General features: G+C 29.8%; 13 protein-coding genes. 12 read left to right on the top strand and 1 reads right to left on the bottom strand.

Annotated elements, in window-relative coordinates; genetic code table 11:
- The first annotated feature begins 52 nt into the window (after positions 1–52).
- The 4 genes from C1715_RS18205 to C1715_RS18190 all read left to right on the top strand — a co-directional run bounded on the left by C1715_RS18205 (position 53) and on the right by C1715_RS18190 (position 7,215).
- Positions 53–931, top strand: coding sequence for a DUF58 domain-containing protein (locus C1715_RS18205; protein WP_102401756.1), 879 nt, complete (start codon positions 53–55; stop codon positions 929–931).
- A gap of 192 nt (positions 932–1,123) precedes the next feature.
- Entirely contained in the window at positions 1,124–2,929 is a 1,806-nt protein-coding gene (locus C1715_RS18200; protein WP_102401755.1) for a vWA domain-containing protein, read from the top strand.
- 120 nt (positions 2,930–3,049) lie between these two features.
- Positions 3,050–5,104: a methyl-accepting chemotaxis protein gene (locus tag C1715_RS18195; RefSeq protein ID WP_180964140.1), complete on the top strand. Its 2,055-nt coding sequence runs from the start codon at positions 3,050–3,052 to the stop codon at positions 5,102–5,104.
- Between the two features lie 335 nt (positions 5,105–5,439).
- Positions 5,440–7,215: an aminopeptidase P family protein gene (locus C1715_RS18190; protein ID WP_102401753.1), complete on the top strand. Its 1,776-nt coding sequence runs from the start codon at positions 5,440–5,442 to the stop codon at positions 7,213–7,215.
- Between the two features lie 634 nt (positions 7,216–7,849).
- Here C1715_RS18190 and C1715_RS18185 read toward each other — a convergent pair.
- The gene (locus C1715_RS18185) at positions 7,850–9,091 is read right to left on the bottom strand and encodes an IS701 family transposase (RefSeq protein ID WP_102399572.1); all 1,242 of its coding nucleotides are present in this window, start codon (positions 9,089–9,091) and stop codon (positions 7,850–7,852) included.
- Between the two features lie 385 nt (positions 9,092–9,476).
- On the opposite strand from C1715_RS18185, the gene C1715_RS18180 reads away from it, so the two are divergent.
- The 8 genes from C1715_RS18180 (at position 9,477) to C1715_RS18150 (ending at position 22,080) form a co-directional block, all read left to right on the top strand.
- Positions 9,477–11,165, top strand: coding sequence for a peptide ABC transporter substrate-binding protein (locus tag C1715_RS18180; RefSeq protein WP_102401752.1), 1,689 nt, complete (start codon positions 9,477–9,479; stop codon positions 11,163–11,165).
- Positions 11,166–11,404: 239 nt separating this feature from the next.
- Positions 11,405–12,466, top strand: coding sequence for an RNA-guided endonuclease TnpB family protein (locus C1715_RS18175; protein WP_180964139.1), 1,062 nt, complete (start codon positions 11,405–11,407; stop codon positions 12,464–12,466).
- 530 nt (positions 12,467–12,996) lie between these two features.
- The gene (locus C1715_RS20145) at positions 12,997–13,122 is read left to right on the top strand and encodes a hypothetical protein (RefSeq protein ID WP_278320129.1); all 126 of its coding nucleotides are present in this window, start codon (positions 12,997–12,999) and stop codon (positions 13,120–13,122) included.
- A gap of 219 nt (positions 13,123–13,341) precedes the next feature.
- Positions 13,342–14,385 (top strand): glutamine-hydrolyzing carbamoyl-phosphate synthase small subunit, encoded by a 1,044-nt coding sequence (carA, locus tag C1715_RS18170; RefSeq protein WP_102401750.1) that lies wholly within the window; start codon positions 13,342–13,344, stop codon positions 14,383–14,385.
- A gap of 376 nt (positions 14,386–14,761) precedes the next feature.
- Positions 14,762–17,965 (top strand): carbamoyl-phosphate synthase large subunit, encoded by a 3,204-nt coding sequence (carB, locus tag C1715_RS18165; RefSeq protein ID WP_102401749.1) that lies wholly within the window; start codon positions 14,762–14,764, stop codon positions 17,963–17,965.
- Between the two features lie 335 nt (positions 17,966–18,300).
- Complete coding sequence (locus tag C1715_RS18160; RefSeq protein ID WP_102401748.1) at positions 18,301–18,879, top strand: flavodoxin family protein; 579 nt, start codon at positions 18,301–18,303, stop codon at positions 18,877–18,879.
- 674 nt (positions 18,880–19,553) lie between these two features.
- Complete coding sequence (locus tag C1715_RS18155; RefSeq protein WP_102401747.1) at positions 19,554–20,402, top strand: GGDEF domain-containing protein; 849 nt, start codon at positions 19,554–19,556, stop codon at positions 20,400–20,402.
- The gene (locus tag C1715_RS18150) at positions 20,389–22,080 is read left to right on the top strand and encodes a DUF2334 domain-containing protein (protein ID WP_242971997.1); all 1,692 of its coding nucleotides are present in this window, start codon (positions 20,389–20,391) and stop codon (positions 22,078–22,080) included. The genes C1715_RS18155 and C1715_RS18150 overlap by 14 nt, the downstream gene beginning before the upstream one ends.
- Position 22,081: the final 1 nt, after the last annotated feature.

Raw genomic sequence — 22,081 nt, 5'->3', positions numbered from 1 at the left:
TTGCCATGACAAGGGGCATACCTTGTACAACATGTAGAAAGCAGAGTTTTGTATGTATAGTGATATATTTAACAGCGATTTTTTAAGAAAACTACAAAATATATCTTTAAAGATAAAAGTGTCAACACACTGTGGAAATTCAGGTATTAGGAAATCTAAAGATGTTGGAGGGTCACAGGAGTTCTCAGACTTTAGAGAATACTCACCAGGGGATGATTTAAGAAAAATTAATTGGAATGCTTATGGCAGATCTAATAGATTGCTTTTAAAACTTTTTATGGAAGAAAGGGAAGCAGAAGTTAACATATTCTTAGATGCTAGTAGATCTATGGATTTTGGAGAAGAAAAAAAGAGTATAAGGGCTCTTCAATTAGCTGCAGCTTTAGCTTTTTTAAGTTTAAAGGATTCTGATAGAGTGTGTATAAATATCTTAGGGGAAAATGGGCTTTATAGTTCTAAGGCACTAAATAGCAAAAATAGTTTTAAGTATTATACAGATTTTCTTCAAAGTATAGAGTTTAAGGGAAAAACAAAAATAAATGAATGTATAAAAAAGAAACATAAACTTTTAGGAGGTCTTTCAATAATTATATCGGACTTTTTTACGGAGGAGAATTTAGAAGAAAGCCTCAAATATTTAAAGTATAAAAAACAAGATTTTATACTTATACACATATTATCTCCAGAAGAACTAAATCCTAAATTACGGGGGCATTTAAGGCTTAAGGACAGTGAAACAGAGAGATATAAAGATATAACCGTAACTGATAACATGGTAAAAAAATATAATAAAGCACTAAAGGGATTCACTGTAAATTTAAATAATATTTCTCGAAGATTAGGTGGCAGATATGTAGCTATTTCTAGTGATGAGTCTTTAGAAGAAATTATATTTAAAAAACTTTGGAATTACATAACAGGTAAATTTTAAGGAATATTTTTGGTCTTGCTAAAATAAAAGTATTTAATATGTGAGCTTTGATGTTATGTTTTAAACACAGAGGCAAGCAAGTGAAAGTGCAAAAATATAAGTAGTTTCAAGTGATAAATGACAAATAATAGGTAAGCATAAGTAATAATTGCAAGTCTATGGAAATTTTGTAGTGAGGAAGGATGTGGTGATATGTCCTTTGCATATCCATGGTTTTTCCTATTTTTAGCAATGATACCCATAGTTATAATTATGTACATGCTAAAGGAAAAACTTAAGGAAAAAGAGATTTCAAGTACATTTCTTTGGGAAAATGCACTCAAGGATGTGGAAGTAAATAAGCCTTGGCAAAAGCTGAAGAATAATCTTCTTTTGATTATCCAGCTTATTATTATAGCTTTGCTGGTACTTGCAGCAGCTAATCCATTGTTAAAGCTAAATGGTAAGAATGTACAAAATGCCATAATAATATTAGATAATAGTGGAAGTATGAATGCATTATACAATGAAAAAACTAGATTAGAGCAGGGGAAAGAAGAGGCTATAAAACTTATAAAGAAAATGCCAAACAATGCTAAAATCACTGTAATTTCATCTGCTAAGTACGCAAAAGTTCAAGTTAGTTCAGGTAGTAAAAGTGAAGCTGTAGATAAGATAAAGAATATACCAGCCACAGATTCCTATGGAAATATGGATGATGCTATATCTATGACAAAAGCTATGGGAAAGGTGCTAGGAAACTACATAGCTTATTTTTACACAGATGATCAAATTAATTTAAAGGATATAAATGGCAAAAGTATAAGTCTTGACTCAAAAGTGGATAATGTGAGTTTGGATTATATATGGCAAAAATCTCAGGAAGATCATCTAAAAGCTTTGGTAAGAATAAACAATAGGAGTAATTCTAAGTTGAGTAGAGAGGTGTCTCTTTACAGTGGTGAAAAAATACAAGGGGTAAAGAACGTTCAGTTAGAACCTAAAGAAATTAAGACTATATATTTTGAAAATGTAAATAAATTATCAGATTATATATATGCAGAGATAAGTGAGAAGGATGGATTAGATAGGGATAATGTAATATATGGTGTAGTAAAAGAAGAGAAAAAGTGTAAGGTTTTACTTTTTTCAAAGGGTGATTTATTCATAGAAAAAGCCTTATCTACAGTGGAGGGAATACAAGTTTATAAAACTAGTGATTTAAATGCTTTAGATGAAAATTATGATGTTTATATATTTATAGGTGAGACGCCTAAAAACTTGCCTAAGAAAGGAAATATTATATTTATAAATCCTACAAGTAATAAATTTTTTTCTGTAGGAAAGGAAATAAAAGGGGGACAAGTTGGAGTACAAAAGAGTGATATAACTAATTACATGGAGAACTCTAACTTTGTAGTTTCAAAAATGAAGGATATAAAATTGCCATCTTGGGGGAAAAGTGTCTTTAAAATAGGTGAGAAAACCGTGGGTTTTCATGGAGAAGTAAAAGGTAGAAAATTACTTGTGTTGAGTTTTGCAATGGAAAATAGTGATCTTCCATTGAATGTGGAGTTCCCTATATTTATAAATAATTTAATGGATTATTTTTTAAAAGGAAATACTAATTTGAAGAACGATTATATATGTGGTGATGACATAGAAATAACACCATTGCCAAATAGTAAAGAAATGTATATAAAAACTTCTGAAGGGATTAAGGATAGTGTATCTGTTAGTTACCCGTTAAAACCTTATACCAATTCAGTAAAAAGGGGAATTTACAGAGTTGTAGAGAAAGGAAATAATGGAGAGAAAAGGGAAGAAGCTATAGCGGTTAATTTCCCGGTAAATAATGAGTCTGATATAAATAAAAATGTTAAAAATGTAGATAGTTTATCTAATAGAAAAACAGCTACAGCTATAAAAAATAGTGGAGTTAGTTTTCAGTGGTTATTAATTTTACTGTCCATATTATTTTTAATACTTGAGTGGATTTATTACAAGAAAAATAAATAATGTGAATACTACGTAATCTTTGCTCATTTCATAAATATATCAAATCATATAATCCTATTTAAGAACTTATTAAAGAATACGATAATATTACAGGAATAAGTTTTTACAGGGGGAATGGAAATGAGCAACAGTAAAAATAAAAATAGCATAAAGTACAAAGTAGTACCTATTATGGTTTTAGCGATGATAATACCTATAATGATAATGTCATCTGTAAGTTATAATAAGGCTAAAAAAGCACTAAACGAATCTTTTGACCAAGCTTCAAAGGCCATGGTAAAAGAAGCTAATATGAATTTGGATGAATTTTTAAGCAGTATGGAAAGAATGGTAAATTCAAATTACGAAAATAAAAACTTTTCAGAATTTGCCGCTTTAGATGAAAAACTAAAGTCCTCAGCTGATCCAAAAGTTAAGGAAGAGCTTGAAAAAACTAAGGTTTATATTAAAAATACTTTAGATAACATAGCGGAAAAAGATCCTGTAATAAAATTTGCTTATATAGGTACTAGAAATAAAGCTACAGTTAGTAATGCATCATCTACTGTGGACAGTGACAAAAGTTATGATCCTACTAGCAAGGAATGGTATAAAAAAGCAGTAGAATATAGCGATGGCTTAATATATACAGAACCTTACAATGATGCTGGCACCGGTAGTCAAGTAATTACTATTGCTAGAGCATTTATAGATGCAAAAGGTGTGGTAGCTGGAGTGTTTGCCATAGATGTAGATTTAGATAGCTTTGTTAAAAAATATAATAGCATAAACTTGGGACAAACTGGAAATGTGTTTATAGTAGATGAAAAAGGTAAGTATATAAGCAATAAAAATTTAAAACTTATAGGAAAAGATGCTTCTAAGGAAGAGTTCTATAAGAAAATAGGCAAAGAAAAAATGGGTAGTATTGAATATAAAAAAGACAGAATTGACAATATAGCTTCTTTTGAAACTAATGGAAAAACAGGATGGAAGATGATATTAGCTTTCCAGGAAAAAGAAATAGGCAGTTATATAAATTCTATAAGAGGAATAAGCATAATTGTTACAGTTGTATGTGCCGTATTTGCGGTATTGTTTGCTTTAAGATTAAGTAAATATATAATAAAACCGCTTAAAGTATTAGAAAGTGGTATTAAAAAGGCTGCTTTAGGTGATTTAACAGAAAGTATAGATACAAAAGGTAGAAAAGATGAATTTGGCTCAATTGGTAATGCATTTAATAAGATGGTAGTTAGTCTTAAGAATTTATTAGAAAATATAAAAACTTCTTCTGATACTGTAAATGAGGGAGCAAAGTCTTTAAATCAAATGTCAGAACAGGTAAGTGCAGCAACAGTAGAGGTAGCAAAGACTATAGATGAAATAGCAAAAACAGCTAATGAACAAGCTAAGGATACAGAAAAGGGAGTATCTAAAGCAGAAATATTATCTACAAGCATAGGGGAGATTTCTGAAAGAATAAGTGTAGTTACAAAATCTTCTAAGGAAGCAGCGGAGCTTAATGAAAAAGGATTAGGTGTGGTATCGGAACTTGTTGAAAAAACTAGAGATACTTCAGAAGGTGGAAAGAAGCTGAAGATAGCAATAGATAAAATGGATGAAGGTTCAAAAGAAATAGGAAATATAGTAAATACTATATCAGCAATAGCGGAGCAAACTAATTTATTGGCTTTGAATGCATCTATAGAGGCAGCAAGAGCAGGAGAAGCAGGTAGAGGATTTGCAGTAGTGGCAGAGGAAATAAGAAAGCTAGCAGAGGGTAGCCAAGAAGCTACAGAACAAATAAAGAATTTAATATCAGATATACAAGATAAATCTAGCAACGCAGTGATTTCTTTAAATGATACTGAAGAGAATGTAAGTGCTCAAGAGAAATCTGTTAGTGAGACAGGGCAGATATTTAGGCAAATATCTAATATAATATCTAAGTTAAATGATGAGGTAGAAAGAGTAAAAGAATTAAATGAAGATATGATAAGTGAAAAAGAACAAATAGTAAATTCTATTACGAATATATCAGCAAGTTCGGAGGAAACTTCTGCAGCTACAGAAGAAGTTTCAGCTAGCACAGAGGAGATACTGGCAACTATAGAGGAATTAGCATCTAATACTGAAACTTTTGATGAACTAGCAGATAAGCTTTTAGAAGAAGTTAATAAATTTAATATATAAATTTTCAGACTATACCATTGAAATAAGTATGTATCTTCAATGGTATAGTGTTTTTATTAGTTCAACTTTCAATGTACAGTGTTCAATGAAGGTTGAAATTTCGAAGGGGTTTTTTTAATTTATAACAGTGAAAGTTAGGCACATTCAAATAAATAACTAAATAAAAAGGACATATTAGCCATAGGGTATTATTAATTAGAAAAAAATAATATAAAGTATTGTTTATTATGTAGAATTTATGGAACAATTGGTATATAATTTTATGTAGATGAAAAAATAATTAAAATTTTTTATCAAAATGAATTTTGGGGATTACTTTGTAGGAGGCGAATAAAATGACAGTTAAAGAAAGAGTTGAAGCATTAAGAAATCTCATGCAACAAAAGGAGATGGATGCTTATATAGTTCCAAGTTTTGATGCTCACCAAAGTGAATATGTGGCAAATCACTGGAAATCAAGAGAGTGGATATCTGGCTTTACTGGTTCAGCAGGAACAGCAGTTATAACTCATGGACAAAATGGTGTATGGACAGATGGAAGATATTTTATACAAGCAGCTAGACAGTTAGAAGGATCAGGAATAGATTTATTTAAAATGGGACAACCTAATGTGCCTACTTATGAACAATGGCTTTATAATACTTTACCAGAAGGGGCAGTTATAGGCTTTGACGGAAGATTATTTTCTGTAGCAGCTGTTAGAAACATGGAGAAAAAGTTTGCTAAAAAAAATATCAAAATAATTTCTGACTATGATTTAATAGGAGAGATTTGGACTGATAGACCAGAAATCCCAAAAGAAGCTATTATATCTCATGCTGTAGAATTTGCAGGAAAATCAAGAGTAGATAAAATTAATGAAGTGAGAAAGCATATGGAAAAGTTAGGTGCTACTACATTTTTATTGACTAGTTTAGATGATATTGCGTGGCTTTTTAACATAAGAGGAAATGATGTTAATAATAATCCAGTGGTAACTTCTTATGCTTTAGTAACAAAAGAAAAGGCTTATATTTTCATAGATAAAGCAAAGGTTTCAAAGGAAATAGAGGAAGAATTAAAAAATGATTCTGTAGAAGTTTTAGAATATGAAGAAATACAAAATTATGTTAAATCATTTAAAAATGAGAAAATTCTTTTTGATGCAAATAGGGTGAATTATTGGATATTTAATGCTATACCAGCAGGATGTAAAGCTATAGAGGAAAATAATATAACTACTTTGATGAAGGCTATCAAAAGCAAAGAAGAAGTAGAAAATTTAAAGAATTGCCATGTAAGAGATGGTGTTGCCATGGTTAAATTTATCCGTTGGCTAAAAAGTAGCATAGGAAAAGAAGAAATCACTGAGATATCTGCTTCAGATAAGTTAGAAAGTTTTAGAAAACAACAAGAACATTTTATGGGCATAAGTTTTGACACTATAGCTGGACATAAAGATCACGCAGCTATGATGCATTACAAAGCTACTCCAGAATTAACATACAAATTGGATACAAAAGGATTCTTGCTTGTGGACTCTGGTGGACAATATTTAGATGGAACTACAGATATAACAAGGACTTTTGTACTTGGAGAGTTAACTGAAGAAGAAAAAAGAGATTACACATTAGTTTTAAAAGGTAATATAGCATTATCAAGAACTAAGTTTTTATATGGATGCACTGGAACTCATTTAGATGCTATAGCTAGACAGCCAATTTGGGAGTATGGCATAGACTATAAGTGTGGAACTGGTCATGGTGTTGGATATTTCTTAAATGTACATGAAGGACCACATAGAATAAGCCCTGCATTTAATTCTGTAAAACTAGAAGAAGGCATGATAATAACCAACGAGCCAGGAATATATATAGAAGGCAAACATGGAATTAGAACAGAAAATGAACTTTTAGTTGTTAAGGATGAAAGCACTGAATTTGGACAATTTATGAAATTTGAATCTGTAACTTACTGTCCAATCGATTTGGATGGAGTAGTAGTAGAAATGCTTTCAAAGGAAGAAAGAGCTTGGTTAAATTCTTATCATAAAATGGTTTTCGAAAAATTATCACCATACTTAAATGTAGAAGAAAAACAATGGCTATCTAATGAAACGAGAGAAATATAGTTAAAATTAAGAATTTGTAACCTAATGATTAAACCATAAAAATAGGTATAATATGGTTGGATTATAAAACTTATCCTCTATGATGTGCATAAGAGCTAGGAACAATAAATTTAATTTAAGAAATTCTAATCTTTTAGCCATATAAAATTATCTAACGCTCACATTCAGTGTCCTGACTCAGGTTCACTTGCCAGGCTTGAGATAATTTTATCTGTCTAAAAGAAGAATTTCTAAAATTAAATTTAAATAGTTCCTTTGCTTCTTATGCAAGTTATTACAGAGAAATTTCATAATTTAAGTAATGTAATACTTTTTGTGGGTTAATCACCTAATTAAAAATTAAGAATTAACAATTAGAATAATAAAGAAAAAAATATAGTAAGTTTATAAGAATGGGGCAGGTAAGAAAGGGATTAGAATATTATCTTAAAAAGATAATATTCTAATTTTTTTATTTTTAAAAAATAAAAAAGTGAATGTTAAAAATGAATAAATTTCATTCAGGCATAACTATAAATTGAAAAGCAACTATCGTTTTTATAAGAATGTATGAAATTTTTTTACAATTAGTATAATTAAATGCAAAAAATAATTACTTTAAATGAGCAAAAACACTTACATTATTTTACATTACTTAAGCACACTTATTGTGTGATAATTTAAGAGTATCAAAAATAGCATTTAAACTAACTCCTTTTTTATATTGAGAATATACCCAAGCAATTACTTCTTGTTGGGATTGTTTACGAGCTATTTTTAAACCTTCTCCAAATTTAGAACAATCTGTGCTTATGCAACAAGTACAATAAAGATAAGTCAATTGAGTTAAAATCCAAAATCTCTTTATGGCTTTTTCACCACGAACTTGATAATTATCAAAACCTAATTCCATCTTATTTTGACGGAAAAATACTTCAATTGTCCAACGTTCACGGTATTGAAAAAGTATTTCTTCTGTTGTGAGATTTATATCTGTTGATATAAAAGATTTTAATGCTTTTTCATTATAGAGAGCTTCTTTAGGATAACTAATAAGAATTACAACATTTTTAAAACCATTGATTTTGCCCTCATATCTATAAACATAGTAAGAGTGCTTATTCACTGTTACGAGGTGAAAGTCTTCCTTGTTTATAGTTTTGGCAAAACCATTAATTTTATGATTCATGCGCGAGCATTTTGGGTATATAATTCTATTAGTTTTTAACGCTCCTATATATTCAAAGCCTTTTGCCTTTGCTGTTTTTATAATTATTTCAGCACTATACCAACTATCCCCTAAGACGAAACCTTGAATAGGTGGTTCGGGTAATGAAGATATTATATTTACAGCAATATTAATCTTAGTAAATTTTTTATTGTCTTTATCGACTTTAGTCTTATCATAAAGCGTTAGCTGATAAGGAATTGTAACATCGCCACATTGTAGTAAAGCACCTACAACTTGGTGTCCATAGACTTTTTTATTTTCTAAATGTGATTGATGAAATTGACACTTTTCTATAGGATTTTTAGCCCGTGACGAAGGCTTTGTCTTCTTACAGATAGTATCATCAATAATCACATAAATAGGCTTTCCTGTATCACGAGATAACTGCCAAATTTTATTAACTGCGAACTTTTGTAATGCTCTCAAAATATAATCTTCATTCCATGGGCTTTTGGATAAAAATTGACCTATGGATGTTCTATAAGTACTCTGATAGCAACTTTCAGCTATATGAATAACTTTGCCATCATACCCACGACCTACGGCTGCAAAGATAAATTCACAAACATGTTTTAATTGAGGCAGTGTTAAATATAATGATAATCCAAGTTTAATTATGAAATTGTTAATCTCTTTATTATATGGTATATTATTTTCTGTAGACATTTATATTCATCCTTTGTTTATGTTTTCTGACAGAAATATAATACACTAGGATATTATGAATGTCTATTTTTATTCCATAATTTGTTATGAAATTTGCTCATTTAAAGTTATAAAATTAACATTAAAAGAAGAATAAATAATAAAAAAATGACTAAAATAATAGAAAGAACGTTAAATATATATATAGTAGCAGATCACGAAAATGTAAAAAAATATTTGACAAGTATATATACATGTGATATATTAATTAAGAAATGAATAATAAATACATATTATATTCATAATAAAGAAAATTCTATATTTTAGCAGAAGGTTTTTATTGTAATATTTTCATATTTATCAAAAGGAACATTGCAAAAAGGAAAATATAAAGGGGGCTTTTAAAATGAAAAGTAAAAAATTAATTTCCTTGGTACTAGGTTCAACATTGTTGGTTACCTCAGGATTAGTAGGCTGTGGAAAGAAAAGTACAGATGATAAGCAAGCTGCAGGTGCAAAAATGGATAAGGATCAATACTTAAATTTAATTTTAGGTGCTGAGCCAAAATCATTGGATGCATCAAAATCAACAGATTTATATTCATCTCAAATACTTACAGAAATAAATGAGGGACTTACAAGAATTGAACAGGATAAGGATGGAAAAGATGTAATTAAAGCTGCTGGAGCAGAAAAATGGGAGCATAATGAAGATGGTACTGTTTGGACATTCCATTTAAGAGATTATGAGTGGAGCGATGGAAAGAAAGTTACAGCTAAAGACTTCGAATATGGAATAAAAAGAACATTGGATCCAAAGGTGGGTTCAGGATATGCATTCCTATTATCACCAATTAAAAATGCAGATGAATACAATGCAGGAAAAGCTGCAGCAGATTCAGTAGGAGTTAAGGCAAAGGATGATAAAACATTAGAGATAACTCTTAAGCAACCATGTGCATACTTTTTGGATTTAACTTATTTTAAGGTAATGTTACCTCAAAGACAGGATATAGTAGAGAAACATGGAGAAAAGTATGGAGCAGAGGCAAATACAATGGTATCTTCTGGCCCATTTGTGTTAAAAGAATGGACTCATAACAGTAAAGTTGTTCTTGAAAAGAATGATAAATACTGGGATAAGGATAGTGTTAAATTATCAAAGGTTACAATGAATATTATAAAAGATGAAAATGCAAGATATAATTCATTATATAATGGTAATATAGATTCTTTAGCAGTTACTAAACCGGAGTGGATAAAGAAATTTGATGGTACAGGTAAATTTGACGTATTGAAGAGTTATGACCCATCAACAAACTACAATTTCTTTAATACTAAAAATAAATTATTTAGCAATGCAAATGTTAGAAAGGCATTTTCTATTGCTACAACTAGAGAAGATATAGCTGACGTAATATTTAAAGGTGTAAACGAAGCTGCTTATGGATGGGCACCACCATCACTACAATTAGGTGGAAAAGACTTTAGAGAGTTAGTTGGAGAAGAACCAATAAAGAAATTAGTTGAAGAAAATAAAGATGCAAAAGCTTTATTAGCTAAGGGATTAAAAGAGCTTGGCATGTCAGAGGATCCAGCTAAATTAGATGTTACAATGTTATTTGCTGGTACAGATCAGTGGTATAGAACATATGCAGAGTATATGCAACAAATGTATAAGAAGAGTTTAGGAGTAAATTTAAAAGCTGAGTATGTTGAATGGCCAGTATTCCAAAAGAGAACTGATGAAATGCAATATCAAGTAGCTGGTATGGCTTGGACAGGCGATTACAATGACCCTAACACATTCTTCGATATGTGGATGACAGATGCAGGTATAGTTCCAACAGGATGGTCAAACAAGAAATACGACGATTTAGTTAAAACTGGTATGAAATCTTTAGATGAAAAGGAAAGATTGGCAGCATATAAAGAAGCAGAAAAAATATTACTTTATGAAGATGCAGTTATAGCTCCAACAGTTTATAGAAAGAGAAATACTTATAGATACAAATATGTTAAGAATTTAATGAGTCCTTTATTTGGTAGTGGTGTAGAACTTAAGTATGCGTACACTGAGGGAAGAGATAAATAATAAGTGTTAATGGTTAAATAAATTGAAAAATTAAAATATTTTGTTAAAAAATTAATTTTACTATAGACATACATTTATATTAGTGTTACAATCTAATTGTTAGATAAATTAAATATTTGGTTGAACACGAAGTTTTAACCAAGTGGAATAGTTTCCACATCACCGAATTTAGACCACGAAGGTAGAGATATTTCTCTACCTTTTTTTATTATCATTTAGAGCAAGAGGAGGTGTTGTCTGTGAAAAATAGTTCTCTCTTAAACAAAGGTTACAAGTTCAGGATTTATCCAAACATTCATCAAATAGCTAAAATTGAAAAGAATTTTGGTTGTGTTAGGTTTGTATATAATTACTTTTTATCTCAGAGAATAAGAGCCTATGACTCTGCAGGTAAAACTATTGGATACCTGGAACAACAAAATCATCTTCCCTTATTAAAAAAACAGTATCCCTGGCTAAAAGTAGCGGACAGCACTTCTTTGCAAATATCAATTAGGAATTTAGATAAGGCCTTTCAAAATTTTTTTAAAAATAAGGCCTTTGGATTTCCTAATTTTAAAAGTAAAAAAAGTATTAGAAAGTGTTACACTGTAAATTGTGTTAATTCCAATATAGTAATTAAGGATGGAAAAATAAAGTTACCTAAACTTAAATGGGTAGACGCAAAAGTTCATAGAAAAGTTGAAGGAAGAATAATAAGTGCCACAGTTATCAAAAGTTCTAGTGGTAAGTATTACGTATCCGTAATAACAGAACAGAAAAAACGTCAAATTCCTTCTACAGAAGGTAAAAATATAATAAGTCTTCAGATGAAAGATTTTATTACCATAAGCAATGATAAAAGTATTTATTATTTTAAATATATAAAAAAAATAAAAAAATTAGAAAGAAAATTGCTTAGTAAAGAAAAAGAAAGCAATAATAGAAAAAAATTAGAGAAACAAATAGGAAAGCTCTATGAAAAAATTCAAAATAAAAGAGATGATTTTTTACATAAACTTTCAAAGAATATAGTTGATGAAAATCAAATCATATATATTCAGGAATGTAATGTGAAAAAAGGCACAGATTATATAGAAAATTGTGCACATCTAAAAAGTTTTTCTTGGAGCAAGTTCTGTAAGTTTTTAGAGTATAAGAGTTGCTGGTATAATAAAAGTCTTATTTACGTGGAAAATAGTGATAGTTATTTAAATTTAGAGTACAATTATAAATCATTAAATACAAATATTCCGCTTAATTTGGGGGAAAAAATAAATGTAACTCTTATGAAAAAAATTTTGCGCCCACATTCTTTTTAAATATACGGGGATTGTATAATCCCCAGTTCTACCGTAGGACCTACGGGATTTAAAGCCTATGGAGTTTCAAGACTATGAAGTAGGAAAAGTTCTTATGTTCATTATAAGGTTTAGTAGTTGATATTCTAACAATTGCATAAGTATTGTGTATAAAAGCTGCTAAAAATCTTTATGTTCACTAAGATGCCTTGGATGAGTAATTTCTATCTTAGGAAGGTCACTTATAGTAAAAGATTTATTAAGGCACATTCAAATAAATAATAAGTGAATATACTAGCATCTTTGACTTTTTATTTCTTTTCATGTACCTAATATAAAAATAGTTATATGTGAAATAAAATGAAATGTAAGTTTTTTAAAACTCCTTTAACATACAAAAAAACATTTGACAGTATTCAAGTTTTGCATTAAAATAATAAAAAAAATAAATTTAAATACACTAAAATGTATAAACTTTAATTTAGTTGTATATTGAACAACAGATGAATTGCTTTAAATTGGTCCCGTGAGGCCAGAAAGGAGGAAGGATTATGTTTTTTTGTGGTGCATTTTTAAAAGAAAATACCAATGCAATAAATTCGAAATTCATAATTAGTAAATTTCATGAAAAATCAAATAAAGATGTGAATAGTAGTAGGATAGTAGGGAATTTTTAATATTTCCTTTACTATCCTTTTTGTTATTTTTTATATCAATATAAATCCTTCTAAACTCTAGTTATAGTGAAGTATGCTTATTAAGTAAATTCTTCATAAGCACAATAAACACTGGAATTAAAACAAGAGTTATAAAGTGGATAAATATGGTAGAAAAATAAACTCTGCGAAAGAAACAAAAATGAACTTAAGAAAAATTTACGTATTGGAGGAATGAAATTGAAAGCTAATTTGATTTTAGAAAATGGTGCGGTATTTTCAGGAGAAGCCTTTGGATATTTAGAAGATGCTGTAGGAGAAGTGGTTTTTAACACCGGAATAACAGGATATCAGGAGATACTTACAGATCCTTCTTATTGGGGACAGATAGTGACTATGACTTATCCTTTGATAGGGAATTATGGAGTGAATTTGGAGGATTTAGAGTCTAAAAGTCCAAAGGTAAAGGGGTTTATAGTTAAAGAATATTGTAAAAATCCTAGTAATTTTAGAGCTGAGATGAATCTAGACAGTTACTTAAAACAGAATAAAATAATAGGCATTGAAAACTTAGATACGAGAGCTTTAACTAGAGTTTTAAGAAATAGTGGAACCATGAGAGGTGTAATAGCCCTAGGGGAAATCAATAAGGAAGCAGTACAAGAGAAAATTAAAAGTTTTTCAAATGTCAATGCAGTTAGGGAAGTGACTACTAAGGAAAAATACACTGTAGATGGAAGTGGTAAGCATATAGCTCTTATGGATTTTGGAGTAAAAGAAAATATAATAAGATGCTTTAAAGAAAGAAATTGCAAAATAACAGTATTTCCAGCTTACACAAAGCCAGAAGAAGTGATTAATTTAAATCCAGATTTAATATTCTTGTCTAATGGGCCTGGAGATCCAGAGGATTTGACAGAAGTTATAGAAAATATAAAAAAACTAGTGGGTAAAAAACCTATAGGAGGCATATGCCTTGGACATCAGCTTTTAGCATTAGCCCTAGGAGGAAGTACAGAAAAATTGAAGTTTGGACACAGGGGATGCAATCATCCAGTAAAAGATTTAGAGAAAAATAGAGTTTATATAACCTCTCAAAATCATGGTTATGTTGTAAAAGAAATGCCAGAGAATATGGTGGTTACCCATGTAAGTTTAAATGATGGATCTGTAGAGGGCATGAGAAACACAAAACAACGTATATTCAGTGTGCAGTATCATCCAGAAGCAAGTCCTGGCCCTATGGAAAATCAGTATTTATTCGATGAATTTTTAAAGCTATAGCTTAAGAAATTATAGAACAAAACTTTATATCTAGAGTTAATGATTAATTCAACTTTTGCAGTTACAAAATAAAATTTAGAATTTAAAATTCAAAATTTTAAGGATAAAACTTCTTTAGGAGTTTTTGATAAAATATAAATTCAAGAAATTCTATAGGAATTTCAACCTTCATTTTAAATTTTACATTTTGAAATTTAAATTAAAAACTATATTTGTATTTTCTTTGTTTATTTGATTTAGAATTTGAAAATTATGTGCGAAAGTTCAGTTAATAATTGCAATATTTGTAGTGAGAGAGCGTTTTGAATTAAAAGTCATTTAAGAAGACTTTAGATAGTATGCAAAATATGATGATTTTCAATAGGAGGAATTTAGTATGGGTTTAAATAGAGAGATAAAAAAAGTATTGGTAATAGGTTCAGGTCCAATAGTTATAGGACAGGCAGCAGAATTTGACTATTCAGGAACACAGGCATGTGAGGCATTGAGGGAAGAAGGAGTAGAAGTGGTTTTGGTAAATAGTAACCCGGCTACTATAATGACAGATAGCCAAGTGGCAGACAAAGTTTATATAGAACCGCTTACTGTTGAATTTGTAAAAAGAATTATAGAAAAAGAAAGACCAGATAGTTTATTGGCGGGTATGGGGGGACAAACAGCTTTAAATATGGCGGTGGCTCTTCATGAAGAAGGTATACTAGATGAGTATGATGTTAAAGTAATAGGTACTTCTGTAGAAGCTATAAAAAGAGGGGAAGATAGGGAAAGCTTCAGAAGCATAATGCAAGAGATAAATGAGCCAGTTATAGAAAGCAGCATAGTTAATGAAATGGATGAAGGGCTAGATTTTGCCTCTAAAATAGGATATCCATTAATAGTAAGACCGGCTTATACCTTAGGGGGAACTGGCGGCGGTATTGCAAAAGATGAAGAAGAGTTAAGGGAAATACTTAAAATGGGATTGGAACTAAGTCCTGTACACCAAGTATTACTAGAAAAAAGTGTAAAGGGATGGAAAGAAGTAGAGTATGAGGTAATGAGGGATTCTTTCGGAAATTCCATATGTGTATGCAATATGGAAAACATAGATGCAGTAGGAGTACATACAGGAGACAGCATAGTAGTGGCACCGAGTCAAACACTTTCAGATAAGGAATATCAACTACTTAGAACGTCAGCTTTAAAAATATTAGATGCAGTGGGTATAGAAGGCGGATGTAATGTACAGTTTGCATTAAACCCTAAGAGTTTTCAATATGCGGTTATAGAGATAAACCCTAGAGTAAGTAGGTCCTCAGCCTTAGCTTCAAAAGCTACAGGATATCCTATAGCAAAAGTAGCTGCAAAAATAGCTTTAGGTTACGGACTTCATGAAATAAAAAATGCAGTAACAAAAAAGACCTATGCTTGCTTTGAACCTTCATTGGATTATGTGGTTGTTAAAATACCAAAATGGCCTTTCGATAAGTTTAAAGATGCAAATAGAATATTGGGTACAAAGATGATGGCTACAGGAGAAATAATGGCTGTAGGTAGAAATTTTCAAGAGGCTTTTCTAAAGGGGATTCGTTCACTAGAAATAGGAGCATATTCACTGGCATACCATGGAGTTGCCCATATGAACTTAAAGGAATTAAGGGAAAGCGTAAAGAATCCAGATGATGAGAGGATTTTTAAACTTTCAGAAATGTTAAGAAGAGGATATAGTGTGGAAAAAGTCTGTGAAATAACAGGCATAGATAGATATTTTGTGGATAAAATAAAGGATATTGTGGAAGAAGAGGAAACACTAAAAAATAGCACTATAGATGGTTTAAATAAAGAATGGATGTATAGTTTAAAGAAAAAAGGATTTTCAGATAAGGGTATAGGGGATTTATTAAAGGTGAATCCTAATACTATATTAGAGCTTAGAACTATATGGGGAATAAATCCAGTGTATAAAATGGTGGATACTTGTGCAGCAGAATTTGAAGCATTAACACCATATTATTACTCCACATATGAAATAGAAGATGAGGTAGCAGTAAGTAATAAAAGAAAAGTAGTAGTCATAGGCTCAGGCCCTATAAGAATAGGACAGGGTATAGAATTTGACTATGCATCAGTACACTGCATAAAAGCCTTAAAAAAATTAGGCATAGAGACCATAATAATTAACAATAATCCCGAAACTGTAAGCACAGACTTTGATATATCAGATAAACTGTATTTTGAGCCTCTTACAGAAGAAGATGTTTTTAATATAATAGAAAAAGAAAAGCCAGAAGGAGTAGTTTTGCAGTTTGGAGGACAAACAGCCATTAAGCTAGCAGGATTTTTAAAAGAAAAAAATATTAAGATTTTAGGAACAAGTACAGAAGATATAGATTTAGCTGAGGATAGAGAAAAGTTTGATGAGGTATTAGAAAAACTTAATATAAAAAGGCCTAAAGGAAAAGCTGTATGGAATGTAGAGGAAGGAATAGCCCATGCAGAAGAAATAGGATATCCAGTGTTAGTAAGACCATCCTATGTGCTTGGAGGACAAGGCATGGAAATAACTCATAACCAAAAGGAGCTAGTACATTATTTAGAAAAGGCATTTAAGCAGGATAAAAAGAATCCAGTATTAATAGATAGATACCTTATGGGAACTGAGATAGAAGTGGATGCTATATGTGATGGACAGGATATATTAATACCTGGAATAATGGAGCATTTAGAAAGAGCTGGTGTACATTCAGGAGACAGTATAACCATGTACCCAGGAAAAAGTATAAAAGAAGGAGTAAAGGATAAAATTTTAGATTATACACGTAAGCTTGCCCTAGAAATGAATGTATTGGGGATGATAAACATTCAGTTTATAGAATTTAAAGAAGAGGTTTATGTAATAGAAGTAAACCCTAGAGCTAGCCGTACAGTGCCTTACATAAGCAAAATAAGCAAAATTCCGGTAGTAGAATTAGCTACAAGAGTAATAATGGGTGAAAAGCTAAAGAATTTAGAATATGGTACAGGAATATACAAAGAACCGGATTTGGTAGCAGTAAAAGTACCTGTGTTCTCCACTGAAAAGCTTCATAATGTGGAAGTGAGTTTAGGACCAGAAATGAAGTCCACAGGAGAAGTACTAGGTGTGGGAAAAACTCTTAAGGAAGCTCTACAGAAGGGATTTATAGCAGCTAATAGAAATATAATTAAGGATAAGGGAGTAGTATTAGCTACTATAAAAGAGCAGGATAAAGAGGAATTTTTACACATAGCTAAAAAACTACATAAACTAGGTTTTACCTTCATATGCACTGAAGGAACTGCAAAACTTCTCCAAACAAACGGAATAAGTGTAGAGAAGGTAAATAAGATAAGCAGTGGAACTCCAAATATATTAGACTGCATAAGCAGCAAAAAAATAGAATTTGTAGTAAATACTCCAACTAAAGGGAATAACTCAGAGAGAGACGGATTTAGAATAAGAAGAAAAGCTGTAGAAAATTCTATAAAAATATTCACTTCCCTAGATACTTTAGATGCAGCAGTGGAATCTATGGAGAAATTTTCAGAGACACAAATTGTAGAAGTGTATAATTTAGTTTAAAATAATAAAACAAGACTTAAATATAAAGGGAATTATATAAATAGGTAAGGTAAAATCATATGGAGTAGTTATAATAATATAGAATGATTATGCCACAAAAAGCATTACATTACCTGAATTATGAAATTTCTCTGGAATGACTTGCATAAGAAACAAAGGAACTGTTTAAATTAAATTTATTGTTCCGAGCTCTTATGCAAGTCATGAAGGAGAAATTTCATAATTCCACCACATTGTACCTTTTGTGATTTAATCATAGAATATGTTATTATAAAATTAGCGAGAATTCATTTAAAATATAACCTAATAAAAAGCATGGTATTGGAGGAAATAAGATGAAAAGGGTTTTAGCTATAGTAGGCAGTCCAAGAAAAGGTAAGAATACAGATTTTCTTTTGGATAAAGTTTTAGAAGGCATGGACAAAGAAAAAGTTCATATACAAAAGATTTATTTGAGAGATTTGAACATTGCACCATGTACTTCATGCTATTATTGTGCAGATACTGGAAGGTGCTGTATTAATGATGATATGCAAAAACTCTATAAGGCTTTTGATGAAAGTGACTGTACTATAATAGCTTCACCACTTTATTTTAATACTGTTAGTAGTCTTACTAAAATAATGATAGACAGGTGCCAGATGTTTTGGTCTAGTAAATATCAATTAAACAATCCTTCTATAGATAGAGATAAAAAAAGAATAGGAGTATTTCTATGCGTGGGTGGATCAAAGGAGCATGAGGAACAATTTGATGCTTCAATACCAGTTATAGATTTATTCTTAAAAGCTGTAAATGCAAAATATAAATATAGTTTATTTTGTGCTAATACAGATGAAGTACCTGTGTGGGAGAGAGAGGATATATTAGATAAGGCAGTTATTATGGGTAAGAATGTATCAGAAGAATTATAAAAACATAAAGTACATGAAAATAAATAACAAGTTAAATATACTAGCATACTGACTTGTTATTTATTCAACAACTTTTACTTCTTAGCTAGTACCTACTACTTATCTGCAAATTATATATTTTTATTTTATAACTGCGAAAGTTGAATTATTTATTTTTATGTGTCTAATTATAAAAGGTAATTGAAAATCTGCTTTAAGATAGATAAAACTTAAAGTAGATTTTATTTTTTTGTGTGTAAAAACTCACCTTATTTTCAATTAATAATACATACAGATAGCTTAAAAAAGTATATAATGTTTTTAGTAATTATGGTAAAATGGATTGAATAATAGTTATTAGTAAATATATTAATAACTATAATAATTACTGGTTAATAATATAAAATACTAATTGCTTTAAAAAATTGATAATTATTCAATATCAAGAATCATTTGTTTTAATCAACAGAAATATAAAAAGTAATATAATGATTAACCCACAAAAAGCATTATATTACTTGAATTATGAAATTTCTCTGGAATGACTTGCATAAGAAGCGAAGGAACTGTTTAAATTAAATTTATTGTTCCGAGCTTTTATGCAAGTCATGGAGGATAAATTTCATAATTCTACCATATTGTACCTTATTGTGGGTTAATCGTATAATTAATTATGTATAAAATGGAGGAAACTTATGAATGAAGAAGCTAAGAATATAGACATGTTCTTTTTGTTATTGTTTTTAATAATATTTCTAACAACTAGTTTTTTATATATTAATTTTACTAAAAGCATATTACTAGACTTTATTATGTTAGCATTAGTTTTTTTAGTAGCTATTATAGCTTATTTTAAAGGTATTATAGGAGGACTTTTGTCTAGCATAGTGGTTATATTTTTTTATGCTAGTTATATACTTTACAGTAGCATTATTTTAGGAAAATCTGTAGAAATTCTAACTTATTTTTGGATGATATCTATACCTTTAAGTGGATTTATATCTGGAAAGTTATCTTATAATATAAACCAGATGCAGAGTATTAATAATAAATTAAGAATGCAGTACAAAGAACTTATAACCATAGATAAAAATACTGGACTAAGTAATTTAAAAGCGTTTTACATGGATTTAGATAGGACTATAAGTAGAGTTAAAAGACATAATACTACTTTATCTTTGATGATTATAAAAGTTAGCTATTTTCAGCAGCTAAGTGGTTTTCTAGGTGAAAGTAAAATGGCAGAGCTTATGAAAGAAATAAGTAAGTGTGTGATGGATTCAACTAGAAATGAAGATATAAGATATAAATTATCTAAAGATACTTTAGCTATTTTAATGGAAGACACGGACATAAAAGGAGCAGAGGTTGTAAAAGAAAGAATTAAGGAAAAAATAAGGGAATTAAATTTACAAGAAAAAGAAAAGAGCAAAAATATAAATATAGAAGTTAAAATAGGAGCTCACCAATACAATAAATCTATAGAAAATTCTTTCCAATTTAAAGAATTAACTGAAAGGGAATTGGAATATGATGTGGATTAGAAAAAATAAGAAAAACCCAAAGGGTGCAAGAGTAGTATTATTTGCCCTTGTGTTTTTAGGAATGTTTAATTCCATAAGCCTTAAGGTTAGTAGCATTGAAAAAAGAAAAAAAGCTTTAGTAATATATGATAGACATAATTATTTCAGCTATAGTGATAATGTGGTCAATAGTATTAAAGAACTTTTTGGAGCCTATGATTTAAAAGGTGAAGACATAAATGTAGAAAAATATAAATCTGGCTATTTAAATAATTATGATTATGTTTTTGTATTAGGTATCGATGGGGAATTAAATAATAGAGAACTTATAAAAGATTTAAAGGAGTATAAAGGCAAAATATGCTGGATTGGCAAAGGTATAGAGTTTTTTCTTGAAAATAATTCAAAATATAATTTACAATATTCAGGCAAGAAGATGGATATTACAGAGATATATTACAGTAGTAGTGAAGAAAAAAACAAGTCAGTGAAGAGTATGGAAAAGTTCATAATAGAATCAAAGGAGTTATTTACTATACTTAAGCCTATAAATAATCAAGTACAAATTTTATCTTACATAAGTGATGGTAGAGAATTTTATCCCTATGCATTAAACAGTGGAAATCTATGGTACGTATCTAGAGTAGATGATAACTCAGTGCTTTTTTACATATTTTCAGATTTACTAAACCATATGTTTTCCTTTAAAAGAGATAATAAGGGTAAAGTATATGTAAGAATAGAAGATGTACATCCCTTTAGGGATCAAAAGCAGCTTAGAGTTATAGCGGATTATCTTAATGAAGAGGGAGTGCCTTTCATGATAGCTCTAATACCTACTTATGTAGATACTAAAACAGGATATGTAAATACTATTTCACATAAGAAGGATTTTTCAGAGACCATAAGGTATATGCAGGAAAGAGGAGGAAGTGTAATACTTCATGGATATACTCACCAAAACTCCAGAGAAGAGGCTTCTGGAGAGGGATTTGAATTTTGGGATGGTCAAAAGGATCAGCCATTAAAAGGTGATATGGAAAGATATGTGTATGATAAAGTTGGAAGTGGATTAAAGGAATGCGTGAAAAATGGTATATACCCTTTGGGGTTTGAGGCTCCCCATTATGCTATGGATATTAAAGGATATAAGGAAATTAAAAAATATTTTTCTACTTATGTAGGCCAATATCAAAGTAATAATCAAAAGTTTACTACTACATCTTTTCCATATAAGCTTTATGATACAGATGCATTTAATAAATTAATTCCAGAAAATTTAGGGTATGTGGATCCAGAAAATATACTATCCATATCTAACATAAAGGAAAATTTTAAACAAGTTGCATTATCAAAAGGGTATATAGTAGGGGCTTTCTTTCATTGCTATTTAGATATTGGATACCTTAAGGAAATAGTGCAATTTTTTAAAAGTCAAAATGTAGATTTTTTAGATTTAAAAAAAGAAGATAACTGGGTTAAATGGAATGACATAAGTATAAAGTCCAAAGCAGGAAGAATTGAAGTAAGTTATCCTAAAGAAAAGTACAATAATGCAAAGGTAGAAAAACCTAAGAAAGTAGGGTATATAGGGAATGTAAATTTAGTTTTTATAGTTATAGTATCTATATTTTGTATTATATTCTTAATTATTTTTATAGTGTTGAAAAAAATAGATAGAAAGAAATTTTTAAGGTGAT

The organism is Haloimpatiens massiliensis (assembly GCF_900184255.1).
Taxonomy (GTDB): domain Bacteria; phylum Bacillota; class Clostridia; order Clostridiales; family Clostridiaceae; genus Haloimpatiens; species Haloimpatiens massiliensis.
The sequence above is the reverse complement of the archived record's forward strand: the minus strand, read 5'-3'. Positions and strand labels throughout refer to the sequence as shown.